The sequence below is a fragment of the Pseudodonghicola flavimaris genome (genome assembly GCF_030164425.1).
GTDB lineage: Bacteria > Pseudomonadota > Alphaproteobacteria > Rhodobacterales > Rhodobacteraceae > Pseudodonghicola > Pseudodonghicola flavimaris.
On record NZ_JASNJD010000027.1, the window covers coordinates 18,258 to 36,451 of the forward strand.

The window sequence follows — 18,194 nt, forward strand, 5'->3', positions numbered from 1 at the left end:
CCATGATCCGTGCACTCCATCGCTGGCCGGGTCTGCTGGCCCTCGTGCTCGTCACCATCCTCAGCTTGAGTGGCGCGGCGCTGTCTGTCTTTCCTGCGGCCGAGCGGCTTGCCGCGCCACAGGCAGAGACCGAACTGACGGTCGCCACTCTCGCGGATCGCATCCAGTTGGTCTATCCGGGCGTCGAGCAGATCCGCCGGTCGCCATCGGGACAGATCACCGCCTACTGGTTCGATCAAGGCACGCCGGGCGCCGCCGTGATCGACCCCGCCACGGGTGAGGGCGTGGCCTCGGCTGATCCCAATCAAGTTGAACGCTGGATTACCAACCTGCATCGCTCGTTGTTTCTGGGCGACGGCGGGCGCATCGCCATGGCTGCAGGGGCGGCCGCGATGCTGGTCCTCTCCCTTTCCGGAGCGGCACTGGTCGCGCGCCGGACGGGCGGATGGCGGCACTGGTTTGCGCCTCTGCGCGGACCGCTCGCTGGTCGTCTTCACGTCGAAATCGCCCGGATCGCCGTGGTTGGCCTTCTGCTTTCCTCGACTACGGCTTTGTGGATGACGGCGTCGACCTTCGACCTGCTTCCCGATGGCGGAGCCCCGCCGGCCTTTCCGGCCGAGGTGAGCAATGAGACGGGCGTTGCGCTCGACCGCCTTGCCGGTCTGAGCGAAATACCAGTCGCAGACCTGCGCGAGCTGAGCTTTCCCTATCCCGGGGACACCACGGATGTCTTCACGCTCAAGACCGACCGGGGCACCGGATATCTCGATCAGGGCGACGGTGCCCTCCTGGCCTGGGCCGACCTGACCGGATGGGAGCGCGTCTCCGAGACGATCTACATGCTGCACACCGGACAGGGTGCGGCGGTGCTCGGTCTCGTGCTCGGGCTCATGGCGCTCGGCGTGCCCGCGATGGGCGCTACCGGCGTCCTGATCTGGCTCGCCGGGCGGCGCGCGCGGCCGCGCATCCGGGGCAACCAGCCCGCAGGCCGCGCCGGGACGATCCTGCTCGTCGGCAGCGAGGGGGGAAGCACCTGGGGCTTTGCCGCGACGCTTCATGCCGCGCTGACGCAAGCCGGGCAGAGCGTCCATGTCGGCCCGATGTCGGGCTTTGCGCCAGAGCGCTACACGAGGGCCGAGCGGATCATCCTGCTCGCCGCGACTTACGGCGACGGGGCGGCGCCCGCCTCAGCGAAGGGCTTTCTCGATCGGCTGAACGCGTTCGATCGGGTGCCAGACATGCCCATTGCGGTGCTTGGCTTCGGCGACCGCAGCTTTCCAGCCTTTTGCGCCTTCGCCAAGGACGTCGCAGCAGCGGCGCAGGCGAAGGGCTGGCCCGAGCTTCTTCCGCTCGAAACCGTCGACCGCCAATCGCCGCAGGATTTCGCCCGCTGGGGCCGCGCACTGGGCGACGCTCTCAGGATCGACCTCGAGCTGTCGCACCAGCCCGTCTTGCCGAAAACTGAAACGTTGACCCTCGTCTCGCGCCGCGACTACGGCGCCGAGGTGCAGGCCCCGACCGCGATCCTCCGCTTCGCGCTTCCGCGCGTCACGCTCTGGCAGCGGCTGGTCGGGGCGGGCTTCGCGCGGTTCGAGGCCGGTGACCTGATCGGCGTCCTGCCGGAAGGAAGCGCCGTCCCGCGGCTCTATTCGCTCGCCTCCGCGCGCTGCGACGGCTTCATCGAGATCGTCGTGAAAAAGCACCCCGGCGGTCTCTGCTCGGGTCAGCTCACGGCCCTGGAGCCGGGCGATACGGTCACCGCCTTCCTCCGCCGCAACCCTGGCTTCCGTCCGGGGCCGAGCCGGGCACCGCTGATCCTGATCGGCGCGGGGACCGGCATCGGGCCGCTCGCGGGTTTTGTGCGCGGCAACACGCGCCGCAGGCCCATCCACCTCTTCTTCGGGATGCGGCATCCCAAAAGCGATTTCTTCTACGGCGAGGAACTGCCCGCCTGGCAGGATGAGGAACGCCTGGTGCGTCTGGTCATGGCGGTCTCGCGGGTGGAGCATCCGCACTACGTGCAGGACGCGTTGCGGGACGACGCGGCCCAGGTCACCAGACTGATCCGTGACGGGGCGCGCGTGATGGTCTGCGGCGGTCGTGAAATGGCGGCGGGCGTGGCCGATACGCTGGCCGAGATCCTCGCGCCGGCCGGGCTCACGCCGGCAGTCCTGAAGGCGGAGGGGCGGTATGTCGAAGATGTCTACTGAGCTGGTGAAGGTCGCGCTGAACGGACCGACCATGGGCACACGCTGGTCCACGCTGTTCTTCGCGGAACCGGACTTCGACCCGGCCACGGTCCGCGTGGCGCTTCAGGCGGCTGTCGATGAGGTGGACGCACAGATGTCCACCTGGAAACCCGATAGCCACCTGATGCGGCTCAATGCGGCGCCGGTCGGCGAATGGATCGCTGTTCCCGCGCGATTGCGCGAGGTGATACGCCTCGGCCTGGAGATCGGGCGCGCCTCCGGCGGGGCCTTCGATATCGGCATGGGCGACGCGGTTAAAGCTTGGGGCTTCGGGCCAGGAGACGTCACGCCGGATGGCATCCGCGCAGCGATGAAAAACCCTCGTTGCCCGGCGCATGAAGTCCTGGAGTTCGACGGCGACCACGTTCGCAAGACCGCGCCCGTCGCGCTCGACCTCAACGGTATCGCCAAGGGTTATGGCGTCGACCGCCTGGCCGAGACCCTGCGCGATCATGGGATTTCCGCCGGACTCATAGGGATTGACGGCGAGATGCGGGCGATGGGTGTGCGGCCAGACGGCGAGGCCTGGACCATCGCGGTCGAGGCGCCGGACTCCGAGCGCCGAAGGCCGCATTCAATCCTCGCGCTGCAGGACGCGGCCGTCGCGACCTCGGGCGACTACCGCCACTGGGTCGAGGTGCAGGGTCGCCGTCTCTCGCACACAATGGATCCGAGACGCGGCGCGCCGCTGATCGCGTCGCCTGCCTCCGTCACCGTCGTTGCCCGCAGCTGTGCCGAGGCCGATGCCTGGGCAACGGTGCTTATGGTGCTCGGTCTCGACAAAGGAGCGAAACTCGCAAGAAAACAAGGGCTCGACGCCCTGTTCCTCCTGCGCGATGATGCAGGGAGCGCGAGGGGCGTAGGAGTCGGACGACTTTTTTCCGAAGAGCCAGCGGCGATGACCCCAGCAGAGGGGAGATAAGCCGAATGGACCAGACCCGCACCGATCGCTTCAAGACCGCAATTCTGCTTCTGGCCGTGATTGGTCTGATCGCGGGTCTTGCATTCTATTTCGCTGGCAGGCGCGACATCGCGAACATCGTCTGGTTCGCCGGGGTTGTTCCAGCCCTTGCCGCGCTCACAGTCGAGATCCTGCGCAGCATTGGACGCGGCGAGGTGGGCCTCGATATCGTCGCAGCGCTGTCGATGACTGCCGCGCTCGTCTTCGGTGAGACTCTCGCCGCGGCGGTCGTCGCGGTGATGTATTCCGGTGGCACCTTCCTCGAAAGCTTCGCAGAAGGCCGCGCCCGGCACGAGATGCACGACCTGTTGTCCCGAGTTCCGCGGACAGCGACACGGCATCGCAATGGCGGCCTCGAAGATATACCGCTTGAGGAAATCGCTCCCGGCGATCGGCTGCTGATCCGTCAGGGCGACGTGGTGCCGGTGGACGGCACGGTGGCCTCTGACGCGGCCTTTGTCGATACTTCGGCGCTGACCGGCGAGTCGCTACCGGTGCGGCTTGCACGCGGGGCCGAGGCCATGAGCGGCTCTACCAATGCAGGCGAGGCTTTCGACGTCACGGCGACCCGCGAGGCCAAGGACAGCACCTATGCCGGAATCGTCAGACTGGTCGAGGAGGCGCAGGCGTCCAAGGCACCGATGTCACGGCTGGCCGACCGATGGTCTCTGGGATTCCTGGCCGTCACCGTGACCATAGCCTTCGCTGCCTGGTGGTTCACCGGCGACCCCATCCGGGCCGTCGCCGTTCTGGTCGTGGCGACGCCCTGTCCGCTGATCCTCGCCGTTCCTGTGGCGCTGGTCGCGGGCCTGTCGCGAGCCGCGCATTTCGGCGTGCTGATCAAGGGCGCGGGGCCACTCGAAACGATGGCGCGGATCCGCACGCTCATCCTCGACAAAACCGGAACGCTGACGGATGGCCGCCCGAAGATCGTGTCGATAAATAGTGCGGATGGCATGGACGAGGACGACATCCTGCTCTTTGCGGCATCCCTCGATCAGGCCTCCAAGCACCCAGTGGCACAGGCCGTCGTCGCCGCCGCGAAGGCGCAGGGCTTAACGCTGCCCGTGCCGTCCGAGGTTGCCGAGTTTCCGGGGGAAGGGGTCGTGGGCCATGTCGAGGGCCGCAGCGTGATCGTCGGCGGCGACGGTTTCGTGGCGTCCCGGGTTGGGCGGATGACGGGCGATCACCCCGCCACCGCCAAGAGCGCCGGATCGGTCCTTGTCGCCGTAGCGGTCGATGGACACATGGTCGGGCATCTGGTGATGTCCGACCCATTGCGCGAGGGCGCGGGCGTCATGCTGGAAGGTCTGCGCCGCGAGGGTATCGGGCGTATACTGTTGGCCACAGGCGACCGCGCAGATGTGGCCGAGCGCGTGACCGAGGGGCTGGGTCTCGACGGTCTGCGCGCCGGGCTGACGCCGGATCAGAAAGTTCTCCTTGTTCTCACAGAGCGCAAGCACGGACCCGTCATGATGGTGGGCGACGGCGTGAACGACGCGCCGGCACTCGCGGCAGCCGATGTCGGTGTGGCCATGGGTGCTCGGGGCGCCGCTGCCTCCGCCGAGGCCGCTGACGTGGTGCTGCTTGTCGACCGGATCGACCGGCTTGGGCCCGGCATTGAGATCGCCCGCGCGTCCCGGCGGATCGCCGTCGAAAGTGTTGTCGCCGGGATCGGCCTTTCGGTTCTTGGCATGATTGCCGCCGCCTTCGGCTACCTCACCCCTGTGCAGGGAGCGCTTCTACAGGAGGTGATAGACGTCGCCGTGATCCTCAACGCCCTGCGGGCGCTGCGCATTGTGCCGCATGAGCCTGCTATGGCCAAACCACAGCCCGCAACGTCAGGGCAGGCCGACATTGTTCAAGGAGCCACGCCATGAGCCGTCTCTCGCATTCCGAAATCCACATGGTGCACCGCATCGGCTGGCTGCGGGCGGCCGTACTTGGGGCCAATGACGGTCTCGTCTCGACCGCGAGCCTTATCGTCGGCGTCGCCGCAGCGGGGTCCGAAAAGCCCGAGGTCCTGATCGCGGGGTTGGCCGGGCTCGTGGCCGGTGCGATGTCGATGGCTGCAGGCGAGTACGTGTCAGTCAGTTCCCAGACCGACGCCGAGCAAGCCGACCTTGCGCGCGAAACGCGCGAACTTGAGGAAACACCGGAGGCTGAGCTTGAGGAACTAACCCTGATCTATGTCGATCGAGGTCTTGATCGGGATCTGGCCGAGAAGGTCGCGGTTCAACTGACCGAGCGAGACGCGCTTGGGTCGCATGCGCGCGACGAGCTGGGCATTTCCGAGACCGTGACGGCCCGCCCGGTCCAGGCGGCATTGGTTTCGGCGCTGACTTTTGCCGTCGGCGCGGTGCTTCCACTGATCGTGGTGCTGCTCGTGCCGGAAACGTTGATCGCGCTCTTGGTGGCAGCATCGACGATCATTGGCCTCGCGGTTCTCGGTGGACTGGGCGCCTCGGCGGGCGGCGCTGGCGTCGCGCGAGGGGCCGCCAGGGTCACGCTCTGGGGCGCCCTCGCGATGGCCGCGACAGCGGCAGTCGGCACAATCTTTGGTGTGACTGTCGGGTAGGAAATGATGGCAGCAGAGGGTGTAGACGTTGGATGTCAGCCCCCCGGGTTCGGCCACTCCGTTCGGCAATCGCGTCGGTCTTGAATTAAACCCAAGGAGCGATTTTGATTCGCTATCAAGGTGTTACGGCGTCCAGTGTGCGTTTTTGTGTACAAGCGCCTCCTAAAGTCTGCTAACGGGTGGGAAGCAGACCTTCACGGCCGTTGGCCGAACGGCAGGCTTTGCTGCAAGCTGTGAGGTCGATGGCACCGAGATCATGCATCTGCAGTGAAAGTCCGGTCTGGTGAAGCTGCAGCGCAGCGATTGACGACAGCGGCCATGGCTGGTTTGGGCCGTTCTTGTCGCTTGGTCGATATGGGCCTTACAACGCGAACCCAATTGGTCATGATTTGCCGTCGTCATGAATCTCCTCCTTGTGCCTCAGAGGCTCGGGGAAGGTGTCCCAATAGTGCGATCTGGTCCTAAGCGAGACTGACCCACGGAAGCTTCAGCTTGAAAACCGTCAGAAACTAAGCTATATATCTGACACATGGAGGCGAGCATGCAAACCACATCTCAAGCGATCAAGGCCTATGCTGAAGCGCTGCCGGAGGGGGCGACCCTGTCGGCGCGGGAGTTGTTGCACCTCGGAGAGCGTGCCGCGGTCGACCAGGCGCTGTCGCGTTTGGTTCGACGTGGGGAGCTTCTGCGTGTGAGACGCGGATTGTTCGCACTGCCCGTGAAAACCCGCTTCGGGAGCCGGGCACCCTCGGTTCAGGCCGTGGTTGAGCACATTGCGAAATCAACCGGTGAGCGTGTGTCGCAAAGCGGGGCGTCGGCAGCGAACCTGCTCGGTATTTCGACACAGAATCCATCCCGTCAAGTCTATTGGACTTCCGGGCCGAGCCGTCATCTGAAACTCGGAGCGCAAAGCGTCGAGCTTAAACATGTGCCGAGCTGGCAGCTTCGTGCACCCAACAGTCGTGCCGGCCACGCTTTTCGGGCGCTTGCATATTTCGGCAAAACCGAAGCTGCGCAGGCTTTGAGGCGTATCAAGGCGACATTGAACGAAGAGGAGCAGCGCGAGCTTCTGAGCCTTCGTGCCGGTGCGCCAACCTGGATGGCCAAGGAACTTAGCGCGCTTGCGTCGTCGCAATGACAGAAAACCAAACCTATTTTTCGTTGTCGCGCGAAGACAAGATTGACGCTCTGGAAGTGGCCGCCTCGAAACTGGGGCGGCCCGCAGACTTGTTGGAAAGCCGAGCACATCAAAAAACGTGACCAAGCATTCTTCGTAGTCGGGGTCGTTCTCGAAATCAGTCATCTCTGATCCATCTTCAGCCGAGGAGCTTCTCCAGCTCTTCCCCTTGGACGGCGTGCTTCTCCGGGTTTTCTGCTTTCAGCTTGTTCACGTTGATGAGCTTCCATCTGACCGCCGGAAGCTCGGCCGCTTGAGGGCGGTCGATCGCGTCGAAGTCGGGGTCGCCTTCATGCAGGGTTCTCAGAAACCTCTTCGCGCTCTCATCCAAGCGGGATTGGATATCACCGATCAGGCGGTCGCGCGTTGAGACCAATTCCGCAAGGTCGACCGCTCCCTTCGTCATGCCCTCGAATTCCCGGGCATAGGGCTGATCCAGATCGATCAGGTTTGGGTTCAGAAGTTCGTGCGGCGGGCGGGGTGAACTCGCAACGTAGATCAGAAAAGTACGGAACAACTCGTCGGTAAACCCTTCATTCTCGTAGAGGAGCTTGACGTCGTAGAGGTCTCGCGGGTGCTGGCGATCGAGGGCCGCATGTAGCTTACCGCCGAACAAATCTTCGAAAGCGACGATGTTCATCGTCGCATATCCGAACTCCTGCTCGACGGCTTCGGAGACTTCACGTTGTTCCGGATCATGCACGACGCCCCGGGTAACGGGGGAGGTTTCGATTTTGATTTCGGCTGCGCCGAGGCGTGCGAGCGCACGCGTGGCGCCGCCGCCGCCGCCGGCAATGCGCTGCGCTTTGGCGCCGGTGATGCCGCCTTCGATGGCAGCGGCAATCCGGTCCATCGCGTCGTTGATCTCAGCGAGGCTTTCGGCGCGGTCCTTGACAGGCAGATAGGTCAGATCGATATCGACTGAGAGCCGCGGAAGGTCGCGATAGAAGAGGTTGATGGCTGTCCCGCCCTTGAGCGCAAATATCTCCTCCTTCGCGACATATGGAAGTACCCGCACGAGCAGGGCCACTTGGGCGGCATAGTCTTCACGCGCCATGACCACGTTCCTTTCTTACAAACTCTTCGGGCACCATGATCCTGTAGCGCGGATGTATCTTGCCGCCTTTGACCAATGCGCGATCCCCGCTGCCGAGGTCGAACTCTTCCGGATCGAGTCGCTTGCGCCAGGCATGGTCGTGGCGGTCGGCGAACACGAAGAACAGGCGTTTGACCTTGATCTTCTTGCAACTTCTGAGCAGTGCCGAGAGGGTTCTTGGGCGCAACGTCGTCAGGCTTTCGAACACCATGTCGAGGTTGTGAAAGCTCTCCTGATCCGGCAACTCGTCCAGCGCCTCAAAGATCGCGCGTTCCGGCGAGGACATCACCAGTTTCCAGTCCCATGGCAGGGACGATGCTGTCTCGTTGAGATTATTTCGCGCGTCGTTGACACCCAACTCTGGATCGGAGAACAGCGATACGCTGCGTGTGCGGAGTTCGGCGTTGAGCGGCAGTTTTTCGAGCCAGTTGGGGATTTTTGAGCCGTAGAGCCAAACCGTGCTTTTGTCGCCGAGGGAGAGATAGTGCGCATAGCCTTGCAGGCCCAATGCCGTCGCGCCCCCGATATGGACAGGGTAATGCATGATGTGCTGGAGCGAGAGCAGGCAGGTCTTCCAATCGAGCGTATTCGTGGTGGCGCTGCCTGGTGCCGGGCGGCGGAAGACTCCGCGTCCAAGGCGTTCTAGCCAGCCGCGTTGGACATAGGCGTAGGATGAACGTCGGCCTATCCCGTGGTGCTCAAGCCAGGCGGAGTCCACGAGGAACCCCGTCGGGACAGCCTCAAGAAGGCTCTTTAGTTTTTCGTGTTCTTGTCCGCTCATAGGCGACACAATGATATATTTTTAAAGAGGCCGCCACTTGTTTCTTTGAAAACCTGTGAGATAGTCCGCCAAGGATCGACAAACTCTGAAATTCTCAAAGAGACTGGTGGCTGTCAGCTCTGAAGCTCACCAGCAAAGCAGGGCGTGGGTGCCCTAGATTGGCCGAGGAGACGCTCGGCCATTCGGATCGAAAAGTTGAAGCTTTGTGCCCATGGCGAAGCCGCTGCGCCAAACCAAAGCCAAGTTTCACTTTCGATTGTGGCGTTCTTTTGCCCATACAAACATCGCACCGACGGCAGCATTGGCTTGCTGCACGCTGAACACTTCCGGTTCGAACGCGCCCGCCCATTGCTTTGTATCACGATGTTCCGGGTGGTGTTTGTCGGTCAGCGCGTCGAGAAACTCTTCGTAAGAGTAGGGCCCGCCACTGTCCTCTGGCGGACACGCGCGCTCTCCGGCAACACAAGCAGGAAAGTCCTGATCTGGTCTTCCGGTTGGCTTTCTAACCTTCTCAACAGTGACGAGATGCCGCCAACCATCGCCAAAATCATAAGTGTATGTGAACTGACTGCCTTTCTTGACTAGCTCGCCAAGAGTAAACCTCTTTTCGTCCTTCCGGCCATCGTTTGGGTCCCAGCTGTCGTCACTTTCGTCGCGGGCCTCGAACTTGTCGTCGCCAATCTCGAACTCATGCAAATGGTAGTCTTGCCAAGGCATCGCGCCCTGGAGAACGGAATGCAGGATGTCTAAACTGATGTCATTCGGCACGAGGATCCGACGCCAGATCGGTGGTTTAATAGCAACAAGTTCGATTTTCAGCTCAATCAAAGTGTTTTCCGCCTGTCTCAATGGCCCTGCCGTTGATGTAACTTTTGATTCTTAAGTTGAAGCATTCAAGGGGAACATTGGCCCCTCCTGCCCTTTGGTCAGGACCGCGCCCTACTCGGTCGGTTGCACGCAGCCGCCCTCCCCGAGCTGAAACGCCGCCTCTCCCTGCGACGTGCCGCTGGCCGCGCAGTCTCCTCCGGAGCCAGCCCGACCAGCCGTCGCATGGTCGTGGCAACGCTTCATCTCGGCCGTTTCGGTTTCGGTCGCTGGGGCGCGCGCTACATCTGTGTTCTTGTACCTCGCGTCTCGGCCGGTGTTGTTCCTCGCCTTGCTGGATATGCTGTTCTGCCGCGGCATCATTGGCCGTAAACGATGTTCGACGACCGCAGAATCGCATTGGCCGCAGCTGGCATAAGGCCGGTGATAGTCGTGATGCGCAAATCGCAGGTTATCGGGCTGTCGTAGAGGGTCCGTTCGAAATCCGGGTGAGCCGAGCAGGGTGTCGAGGCTTCGACGGTATCCCTGCTGCTCTTCCAGACAACACACATCGCGTTGCCATGGAAACCAGCCGTCGCAGCACTTGACGCTGGGTCAGGCAAAGTTCCGACTCGTCCGGGTGGGGATCGGGGCAAGAGGACAGAAAAGTCACCGCCCCCGGCATTTCCCTCGGCTGTTCACTCATTTTCCTACGAGGCCACCGCACTTCTCCCGATGTCTGAGTTGCATGACATGCTGGTCGCAGCTGTCGTCCCGTCCACAAAGGTTGTCGCCGATCTTTTTCCCCTGACCCTCCGGGTCATTCCTCGCGAGGCAAAAAGACCGGCGCCTGCCCCTCTCCGCTGCGCTTCGCCTTCGGTGTGGCCGGGCCTTGGCCAGCTGCAAGGTGACCATCATTGCAACGCAAACAAGGAGAAGAGCAATGACCACGAACTGCATCAAATTCACCAGCGCCGACATCGAAACCGCCAAGGGCGTCGGCTCCATCTCGACCCTGACCTTCGACCTCGACATCACGGTCGAACCCGTCGCAAGCACGAACCCGATGGCCCCCACGCACCGCGTCCTCGGCCGCTCCCCGCGCGGCAAGCTGGTCGAGTGCGGCGGCATCTGGAAGAAACAGAACAAGGAGACCGGCGCCGACTACTACACGCTGACCATCCGTGACCACGGCTTCAACGCCAACCTCGGCAAGGCCGCAAACCAGGACGATCTGTCCCTGCAGGCCGTCATTCCCTGGGGTCCGAAAGACGCCGCGTAAGCCAACGGCCAGACCGCTCCGGCGGTCTGGCTATTTCTCGTTCTTAGGTGCGCCCTAAGGACGGGCCGGATGCCGGTGTCCGAAGAATGCGGCATATTTCGGACGTGCACGCAGAGGCGGGTAGTCAGACTGGATAGGTCGCAGAAGCGGCTCCGATCATTCTGTTCCGTGACAGTGCGGATCACGCGCGGCCGAGGCGGAATCGAATGTCAGCAGGGAGAACTGGCAGACCGCTCAGCGAGACAAGCTCACTCCTTCTCTCAGTCGAGCAACCCGCGCTTGGGTCGTGTTGGCGGAGCTGCCAGAGGCGCCGAAATCACCCTGTGCCGCGAGGGTGGAAACCGCGAACCAACGTCATGCTACAGAGGGCAACGTCTCACGTGAAGGTCACCGCCGTGCGCCTTTCCGTCGACCTGTTGGCCTCAGAGATCGCTAGCCCGGGGTCGAGTGGTCAGCAACGCCGGGGGCAGGTTTCTGGACGGCTGGCGCCTTGAGCGCTGCGGGGGCATCGCTCACAACAAACCTGCCCCCGGCGTGCTCCATTTCATTCCGCCCCGTGCCGGGTGCAGCCCGCTCTCATGCCCCCGGTCTTTTCCACGATCCGTCCAACGACGATCAACGGAAAGGATCACACCATGACACTCGAACATTCCATCGACCTCGCCGAACTTAAAGCCGACATGGCCTTCGAGGCCTACCTCGCCGCCTTCGATGAAGACGCCCATCCCGAGACTCTCGACAGCCTCGAGACCGAGGCTCTGATCGCGCGCAGCCGCTACGACGACCTGCGCTCTCAGGGACTGGGTCACTGACCCAGACGCCCCTGCGGGTCTTCGGATTCGCAGGGGTCAGACGTCGACTCTCAAAAGTTCGTGACGCCCTCAGAGGGTGCGACCCACGCCATTCCGCGCGGGCCGTTTTCGTGTTCCTCGCGCCCGATCTGTGACCGGCTCGGGCATTCAGTTTGCCTCTCGTCGCGTGCTGTTTGAGCGCAAATTTCGGAAGCTTTTTCGACCTGGTTTTCCTGCATCGATGAGGGCGGGAGCCGTTCCATGTCGCGCCGCGCCGCGCGGTCTTGATGGCGTCCAATGCTAGCAAAAATACACAACATGCAAAACGTAATATTGCGCAATCTGATGAATTGAAGTACAAGCGAAGGAGAGAAGGAAGACGTTGGCAGGATATGGCCAATGTTTGCACATTTTGTCCGAGGGGTCTGACCCATGCCGAGGCCAGCGAAAAACCTGAAGCTTGAACAGCGCATCGAAGTTGCGCGGCGCTTTGCGGCGGGCGAGAGCGCGAAGGAGCTGGCGGCGGCGTTTGGCATCTCTCCGCGCCACGTAAACCGGCTCGCAAAAGAGGAGGCGGGCGAGGGGATCGCGGTGCGCGATCCAAGCGAGACGGTGGCGTTCCGGGCAAGCCGATCAGAGCTGGACGCCTTCGATGCAGAGTGGCGCGCACGGGGGTATGCCAACCGGTCGCAGGCGCTCAACGCGGTGCTGCGCGGTCGTTGCGGATTCCTTGATGTGCCGCGTGATCTTGTCGCGGAATTCTGCGCCGCGTGGCGTCAGGCGAAGGACGTGAGCGACGCCGGACTGTTTCTCGCCAAGGCGGTCCATCGCGGTCGGCTGGAGGTCTCAGAGGCGGACCGCGCAGTGCTGATCGAACTCCTTGATCTGGCGCAGTCCATGAGCCGTGAGATGGGCCGGATGAAGGATGCGGCGCGGGCGCTGCGTCATCAGGAATGGCCGCAAAGGGAAGAAGGGCAGGGGGCGGATGGCGCGGTTCTGGAGAGCACCCCGCGCGAGACCGTGACAGGTTTGAGGCTCGTCAGGAATGGCTGATCCGCTCGCTCTCTATGCCTCGGTCATGGGCCGGCTCTGGGAGGATGAGCGCATCCGGGGCCAGGCCGCGGCGCGGATCGACGCGCGGCTGGCGGGGCGTCGACAGGGTCGGAGTTTCTCGCGCGTGGGGTCCTTGTCGGCGCGTAACGCGCTGAAGGCGGCGACGGGGCAAAGCCGGGCGGCGGTGTTCAAACGGATCCGGGCCGGAGGCTGCAAGACGCGTGCTTCGCTCGGGGCGCAGCTCTCCTACATCAATGACAAGGCGGTCTACACCTACTCGACGATGACCAACGCGCTGACCGATACCGCGGTGCTTTCTGAGGAGCAGAAAGAGGACATTATCGAGGACTGGGCCGGGACCTGGCGCGGCTCGACCAAGCTCGGTTTCACCTCGCACATGCTGCTGTCCTTCCCGACCGACGTGACGGTCGACCAGGTGCGCGACATCGCCATGGACTGGACGGAGCATTTCTTCGAGAGCGGCGAATATGGCGACCAGTGGGACTATGTGCTCGCGGTCCATGACGACCGGGCGCACAAGCACGCGCATATCATCCTGAACAATCGCGGCGTCGAGAAGGGCACCTGGTTTTCCTGCTGGGCCGAAGGCGTGATGTCGCCGCAGCTCATGCGCGAGAAGCAGGCGGAGATCGCGGAAGGCTATGGCGTCATGCTCGACGCCACCACCCGGCTCGAGCGCGGCATCTTCGAGAAGCCTGCAGGCATCGAGGAAATCTACCGCGCCAAGGAAGAGGCCCGCCTGCCGCGCGAGATTGTCATGACGGCCCAGGAATCCGCAATCGCGCAGGCACAGGTCGTGGGCTTCGCCAAGGACTACAAGAACCTCGCCGACCTGTTGGACCGGATGGACCAGCGCCACATGGCGCGCGCCGTGCGCGGCATGGCGGACGGGCTTGGTTCCGGCACGCCGTGGAACTTCACCGAAGGAGAGATAGACATGAAGGACATCAAGACCGTCGGTGATGCGATCGACTATTCAGAACGCACGATCGAGGCGTTGAAGCTCAAGGCCGAGGAACTGGACCCGGCCGAGCGGGCCGCCTTCGAGGCCAAAGCCGCGCCGATCATCGCGGATCTCTCGCAGATGGTGCCGGACCCGGAGCTACGGGCGCGCTTTGGCAAGCAGCTCGAAGAACCCTATCCGCCGGGGGCGGGCAGCGAGGTGCTGATTGCTGCGCTGCAGTCCGGCAAGGACGAGGGGCTGCGTGACGTGCTCGAGCGCGCCGAAGAGGCAGGCATGGACAGCGAGGAGCTGATGGCCCGGATCGCGGCGGGCGGCACGCGGAACTACGGCATGGCGCAGGACTGGGTCGAGCGGGACATGAACGCGGTGCTGGCGAAGGACGGTCTCAGCGTCGAGACCGCCAATGATGACCAACTGGATGCCGCGCTGGAAAAGGTCGACGGCGTAATGGACGCGTTGATGGAAAGAGCAAAGGAGATGGGCGTCGAGATCGGTCGGACCCTCGCGGACGAAGAACAGGAGATCCTGCCGCTTATCGACGAAGACGACCGGACGCCCAATCCCTACCTGCAGGACCTCGCCGACATGTTGCGGGACGGCAAGCTCAGCGAGGAACAGGAAGAGGTGGTCGAGCGGACCCTGCAATCCGAGCTCTTCAAGGAGTTGGGCGAAGAAGGCTTGGCCGAGCTTCGCCGCGGCAACTACGAGGTGCTGGATGCGGCCCTGCCGAGCAAGCTCGACCAGATCACTGTCACGCAGGAATTCCTCGAAATGACCTTTGAGGAGACTGGCGACCAGGTGTTCACCGACCGCGCCGCCGGGTTGCAGCAGGACAAGGCGACCGAGGTCGCGCGGTTGCGCGGCCAGCAGGAGGCGCAAGAGTTGGGGCGTGATCTTGCCCGAAACAAAACACTAGACCGCGGCCTCGATGACGAGCTGGAATTCTGAGGGAGATTACCATCATGACCAAGACACTTCCCCTCTGGGCTGCGCTTCTTTTCGGTGTGATCTGCGGGGCCGTCATCGGCACCATCGTCGCCGCCTTCTACCTGACCCTGGCCCTGAAAACCGGGTTTCAGAGTTTCGACATGCTGGCGCTCTGGAAGGCGAGCGCGGGCGCGCGCGCGGCGCATCCCGAAGCCTTCAAGGTGGGTTTTGGCGCCGTCGGCTTCGGAGCCATCGGGCTTGGGGCCCTGGCGCTCGCCTGGACCTGGAAGAAGGAGCGGGACGACTACGGCTCAGCCCACTGGCAGACCAAGGCGGAGCTGAAGAAGAACGACATGCTTCAGGCACCCGGCAAGGGCTTTGTCTGCGGCAAGCTCGGCGCGCCGACCTCCAAGGCCGAGTTCATCTCTTCGACCACCATCCCGCATGTGATGATGGTCGCGCCCACGCGGGCCGGTAAGGGCGTGGGCTTCGTGATCCCGAACCTTCTGAGTTTCGCGGGCTCGGTCGTGGTGCTCGACGTGAAGGGCGAGAACTTCGAGAAGACCGCGCGCCTTCGCGCACTGAATGGCGACGAGGTCTATCGCTTCAGCCCCTTCGACTGGGCCAATGCCACGCATCGCTACAACCCGCTCGCGCGGATCGCCAAGGCCCCGACATTCGCGCAGCGCTTCACCGAGGTGTCGATCCTGGCCGACCTCTTCCTCGACAAGGACAACAAGACGCTCGACACCTTCTCCGAGGCCGGTAAGTCGATCTTCGTCGCCGCCTGCCTGCTGTCGATCCAGCGCGGCACACCGAACCTCGGCGAGGTGAACAAGATCGTCGCCGGGGGCGAGTACAAGAACGCCCAGTACAAGACCTATGCCGACGAGGCCGAGGAAGACATCCTGCGCGAGCTCTGGACCAACGCCGCTTCTGCCTCGTCGCGACTGTTAACCTCGAACATTCAGGCGCTGATGACCGCCGGTCTCAAGCAATGGGACAACCCCGCCGTGCGCTCGGCCACCGAGGCGAGCGACTTCGATTTCTCGACATTCCGGAAGACCCCGCAGTCGCTCTACATCGCCGTCTCCGAGGATCACATCGCGACGCTGGCGCCGCTCCTGCGCCTGATGTTCGCCGACCTCATCGCCTCGATCCGCCTGAATGAGCCGGGCCCGGACGAGCCCTGGCCCGTAATGATGATGATCGACGAATTCCAGCAGATGGGGGCGATGCCCTATCTCGAACGCGCGATCCATTCGCTGGCAAGCTACGGCGGTCGCGTCGCGATGATCGCGCAGTCGCTGGCCTCGCTCGACCGGATCTATGGGCCAGAGGGCCGCGAAAGCCTCGAGAACGGGGCAGGGCTCAAGCTCTACATCACCCCGCGTGATCAGCGCACCGTGAAGGAAGTTTCCGCCGCCGTCGGCAGCACCACCCGCGAGGCGGTCACCCGGATGTATGGCCGCAACAAGGGGTTCCTTGGCGCGACCTCGACATCAGCGCGGCTGGAAGAACGGCCGCTGCTTTCCGAGACCGAAGCGCGCCTGATGGACCCTGACGAGGTCATCATCCTCGCCTCGCCCCAGCATCCGATCAAGGCGAGCCGGATCAAGTATTACGACGATCCGTTCTTCAAGGACATTCTCGCCCGCCAGGAGGGCAAGCCCTTCCCCTATCCGCCCAGCGTGCAGGGCGTGGGGCCTTGGGGCAGCGACGGTAGTGATGAGGCCGGCGCAGACGAGCAAGCGAAACCAGCCGAACGCGCACCTGTCCGGGACCGCTCGCAGCGCCGCGAAGCGCGCGCGATGAGCGTGATGGCGATGGAGGCCGGGCGCGGGCAGCCTTTGCCTGAGACGCTCGAGCGGGAAGCCGCCGTGCCAAGGGAATGGGAGGCAGCGCTCGACCGGCAGGAGGATTTCATCGAGGAGTTGTTGGGTGGGTGAGCGCCGTCGATTCGTCGTAGTAGGATTTCAAGTCGCGTCGCTCTTTCAATTGGGCAGGTCGGTAGGGTTTAACCTCGCCACACTGGGCCACGGCCTTGGCTCGCATGCGCTCTTCGACTGAAGGATGGAGCGGGAAGTCGTCGCCAACTGCGCGAATTCCCTTCTTCCAGCGGATGCGGAGGGGGCCAAATGCTACCATCGCGTCTTCGCGGTGCTGCAAACCCAGAGGGTCAGGGGCGCGATTCAAGACGTTCTCGTTGATCTGGATCGACGGCACGCAGTCTTTCAATTCGTCGACCATCCAATCGAGGGCTATATCACTCAGGCGGGACTCTGCCTCGGGATAGCTTCCGCCGATGTCGCTATGACAGCCCGGGAACCAGACCTGCTTCAGCCACTTCGGCTCTCGATCTTTGGTCTCAATCGCGGCCGCCTTGGATGCCCATCCAACCCTTGGAAAGTCAGCACGGTCCTCGTCGATCGCCATGGCGTGACGGGCGTGTTGGACATCGGGATCCAGCCACTTGTCGTAGTTGCGCTTGTTCCACGCCGCGAAGTGACCCGTCTTGAGGATCTGTGGCCAATCCGTTGGGCGCCAGAGCTTCAGTTTGCGATCGGGATCGTCGGAGAAATATTTGAAGTTGTCGAGCAACAGGGAGCCAAGCTGCCAAAGAAGCGCAGCCAGTAGTACGCCGAGTGGAACAACCGAAAGCCAAGACCACCCGAATGCAACACCCGCGGCAAAAGCCGCTCCGACCCCGAAAGTGACGCCCCAGACCAAGGTGCGGACAAGTGCCGTTCGCAGTGATGCCACCGTTTCGAAGACCCCGATGAATGTTGGCTGAACGTTGCCTTGGTTGTCTTCACCTTCAATGGGAAAGCTCGAATACTTCTTGCGGAATCGTTTGCCGAGCTCTTCACGGTTCTTGAAGTAAGGATCTTGTCCGCGCGGTTTTCCAGCACCGTGATCATACACGAATTTTACAGCGTCCTTGGCGATCTTGCGCAATCCGGGACCGTGACGCGGGACCGGCGAACCATCCGGCATCTGCGTCGGGACACCGCAGAGGTTCATAACGTTTGCCAGTGCTCTGACCGTATAAGCTCCGCGAGAGAACCCAAACAGCAGTACGCGATCACCGGGCTCGTAATGGGCAATAATCTGCTCGTAGCAATCGATGATGTTGTGGTCGATGCCAGTTCCGACGGCGCTTTCCAGGATCGGCTTGATCCGACCGAAAAACCCACCGCGTTCTCCTGTTCCCAAGCCCGGGTCGTAAAAAGCCACTTGGTCCTTAGAGCTAATTGGTGAATCTGGACCCGGGCGCATCGCTCGATACATCTTGTAAACATTCGACAGCCGTTGGTCCGGCCTGGCGCCACCCATCTGGCCGGTGCCATCCGAGAATATGCAGATGTTCTTTACCATTTGTCGCCCTATTCAAGAACACGAAGTACAGTCGAAGTCCTAAACCTGCAGCAGTTCTGCTACTGGGGGAGGAGTTCAGCAAACAGTTTCGTCCGAATCGAGAAAAACTAGAACATAGTGGAAACGCATGTG

Annotated in this window: 14 protein-coding genes; 10 read left to right on the top strand and 4 right to left on the bottom strand. The window is 62.8% G+C overall.

From position 1 onward, the window contains the following. Positions 1–2 precede the first annotated feature (2 nt). The 5 genes from QO033_RS22995 to QO033_RS23015 all read left to right on the top strand — a co-directional run bounded on the left by QO033_RS22995 (position 3) and on the right by QO033_RS23015 (position 6,926). Complete coding sequence (locus QO033_RS22995) at positions 3–2,210, top strand: PepSY domain-containing protein (RefSeq protein WP_078572356.1); 2,208 nt, start codon at positions 3–5, stop codon at positions 2,208–2,210. After that, positions 2,191–3,171 carry an FAD:protein FMN transferase gene (locus tag QO033_RS23000; protein ID WP_038147442.1) on the top strand — a complete coding sequence of 327 codons (981 nt, stop codon included), beginning with the start codon at positions 2,191–2,193 and terminating at the stop codon, positions 3,169–3,171. The genes QO033_RS22995 and QO033_RS23000 overlap by 20 nt, the downstream gene beginning before the upstream one ends. Positions 3,172–3,176: 5 nt before the next feature. Then, entirely contained in the window at positions 3,177–5,090 is a 1,914-nt protein-coding gene (locus QO033_RS23005; protein ID WP_088726623.1) for a heavy metal translocating P-type ATPase, read from the top strand. Next, complete coding sequence (locus QO033_RS23010; protein ID WP_078572358.1) at positions 5,087–5,788, top strand: VIT1/CCC1 transporter family protein; 702 nt, start codon at positions 5,087–5,089, stop codon at positions 5,786–5,788. Before QO033_RS23005 ends, QO033_RS23010 begins: the two co-directional genes overlap by 4 nt. Positions 5,789–6,329: 541 nt before the next feature. Then, the gene (locus QO033_RS23015) at positions 6,330–6,926 is read left to right on the top strand and encodes a DUF6088 family protein (RefSeq protein ID WP_107817737.1); all 597 of its coding nucleotides are present in this window, start codon (positions 6,330–6,332) and stop codon (positions 6,924–6,926) included. A gap of 178 nt (positions 6,927–7,104) precedes the next feature. Here the strand turns inward: QO033_RS23015 and QO033_RS23020 are convergent, their stop codons facing one another. From QO033_RS23020 to QO033_RS23030, 3 genes are all read right to left on the bottom strand, one after another. Continuing rightward, positions 7,105–8,022: a nucleotidyl transferase AbiEii/AbiGii toxin family protein gene (locus QO033_RS23020; protein ID WP_284483194.1), complete on the bottom strand. Its 918-nt coding sequence runs from the start codon at positions 8,020–8,022 to the stop codon at positions 7,105–7,107. Next, positions 8,012–8,842, bottom strand: coding sequence for a type IV toxin-antitoxin system AbiEi family antitoxin domain-containing protein (locus QO033_RS23025; protein WP_223118422.1), 831 nt, complete (start codon positions 8,840–8,842; stop codon positions 8,012–8,014). Before QO033_RS23025 ends, QO033_RS23020 begins: the two co-directional genes overlap by 11 nt. 246 nt (positions 8,843–9,088) lie before the next feature. Then, the gene (locus tag QO033_RS23030; RefSeq protein WP_284483195.1) at positions 9,089–9,670 is read right to left on the bottom strand and encodes a plasmid pRiA4b ORF-3 family protein; all 582 of its coding nucleotides are present in this window, start codon (positions 9,668–9,670) and stop codon (positions 9,089–9,091) included. 919 nt (positions 9,671–10,589) lie between these two features. Here QO033_RS23030 and QO033_RS23035 point away from each other — a divergent pair. The 5 genes from QO033_RS23035 (at position 10,590) to QO033_RS23055 (ending at position 16,633) form a co-directional block, all read left to right on the top strand. Then, on the top strand, positions 10,590–10,928 hold the full coding sequence (locus QO033_RS23035; RefSeq protein WP_017470241.1) for a DUF736 domain-containing protein: 339 nt from the start codon (positions 10,590–10,592) through the stop codon (positions 10,926–10,928). A 635-nt stretch (positions 10,929–11,563) separates the two neighbouring features. Continuing rightward, the gene (locus tag QO033_RS23040; RefSeq protein ID WP_284483196.1) at positions 11,564–11,740 is read left to right on the top strand and encodes a hypothetical protein; all 177 of its coding nucleotides are present in this window, start codon (positions 11,564–11,566) and stop codon (positions 11,738–11,740) included. Between the two features lie 411 nt (positions 11,741–12,151). After that, complete coding sequence (locus QO033_RS23045) at positions 12,152–12,772, top strand: helix-turn-helix domain-containing protein (protein WP_284483197.1); 621 nt, start codon at positions 12,152–12,154, stop codon at positions 12,770–12,772. Beyond that, positions 12,765–14,705 (top strand): relaxase/mobilization nuclease domain-containing protein, encoded by a 1,941-nt coding sequence (locus QO033_RS23050; protein WP_284483198.1) that lies wholly within the window; start codon positions 12,765–12,767, stop codon positions 14,703–14,705. The genes QO033_RS23045 and QO033_RS23050 overlap by 8 nt, the downstream gene beginning before the upstream one ends. Positions 14,706–14,719: 14 nt before the next feature. Then, positions 14,720–16,633: a type IV secretory system conjugative DNA transfer family protein gene (locus tag QO033_RS23055; RefSeq protein WP_284483199.1), complete on the top strand. Its 1,914-nt coding sequence runs from the start codon at positions 14,720–14,722 to the stop codon at positions 16,631–16,633. Here QO033_RS23055 and QO033_RS23060 read toward each other — a convergent pair. Continuing rightward, a complete protein-coding gene (locus tag QO033_RS23060; RefSeq protein ID WP_284483200.1) occupies positions 16,608–18,062 on the bottom strand; it encodes a phospholipase effector Tle1 domain-containing protein in 1,455 nt (484 codons plus the stop codon). The two genes, QO033_RS23055 and QO033_RS23060, sit on opposite strands and share 26 nt — an antisense overlap. Between the last annotated feature and the right edge of the window lie 132 nt (positions 18,063–18,194).

What these genes read in the sequence shown, in the direction of transcription:
- QO033_RS22995 (WP_078572356.1), top strand. Translation starts at nt 3, where the DNA reads ATGATCCGTGCACTCCATCGCTGGCCGGGTCTGCTGGCCCTCGTGCTC.
- QO033_RS23000 (WP_038147442.1), top strand. Translation starts at nt 2,191, where the DNA reads ATGTCGAAGATGTCTACTGAGCTGGTGAAGGTCGCGCTGAACGGACCG.
- QO033_RS23005 (WP_088726623.1), top strand. Translation starts at nt 3,177, where the DNA reads ATGGACCAGACCCGCACCGATCGCTTCAAGACCGCAATTCTGCTTCTG.
- QO033_RS23010 (WP_078572358.1), top strand. Translation starts at nt 5,087, where the DNA reads ATGAGCCGTCTCTCGCATTCCGAAATCCACATGGTGCACCGCATCGGC.
- QO033_RS23015 (WP_107817737.1), top strand. Translation starts at nt 6,330, where the DNA reads ATGCAAACCACATCTCAAGCGATCAAGGCCTATGCTGAAGCGCTGCCG.
- QO033_RS23020 (WP_284483194.1), bottom strand. Translation starts at nt 8,022, where the DNA reads ATGGCGCGTGAAGACTATGCCGCCCAAGTGGCCCTGCTCGTGCGGGTA.
- QO033_RS23025 (WP_223118422.1), bottom strand. Translation starts at nt 8,842, where the DNA reads ATGAGCGGACAAGAACACGAAAAACTAAAGAGCCTTCTTGAGGCTGTC.
- QO033_RS23035 (WP_017470241.1), top strand. Translation starts at nt 10,590, where the DNA reads ATGACCACGAACTGCATCAAATTCACCAGCGCCGACATCGAAACCGCC.
- QO033_RS23040 (WP_284483196.1), top strand. Translation starts at nt 11,564, where the DNA reads ATGACACTCGAACATTCCATCGACCTCGCCGAACTTAAAGCCGACATG.
- QO033_RS23045 (WP_284483197.1), top strand. Translation starts at nt 12,152, where the DNA reads ATGCCGAGGCCAGCGAAAAACCTGAAGCTTGAACAGCGCATCGAAGTT.
- QO033_RS23050 (WP_284483198.1), top strand. Translation starts at nt 12,765, where the DNA reads ATGGCTGATCCGCTCGCTCTCTATGCCTCGGTCATGGGCCGGCTCTGG.
- QO033_RS23055 (WP_284483199.1), top strand. Translation starts at nt 14,720, where the DNA reads ATGACCAAGACACTTCCCCTCTGGGCTGCGCTTCTTTTCGGTGTGATC.
- QO033_RS23060 (WP_284483200.1), bottom strand. Translation starts at nt 18,062, where the DNA reads ATGGTAAAGAACATCTGCATATTCTCGGATGGCACCGGCCAGATGGGT.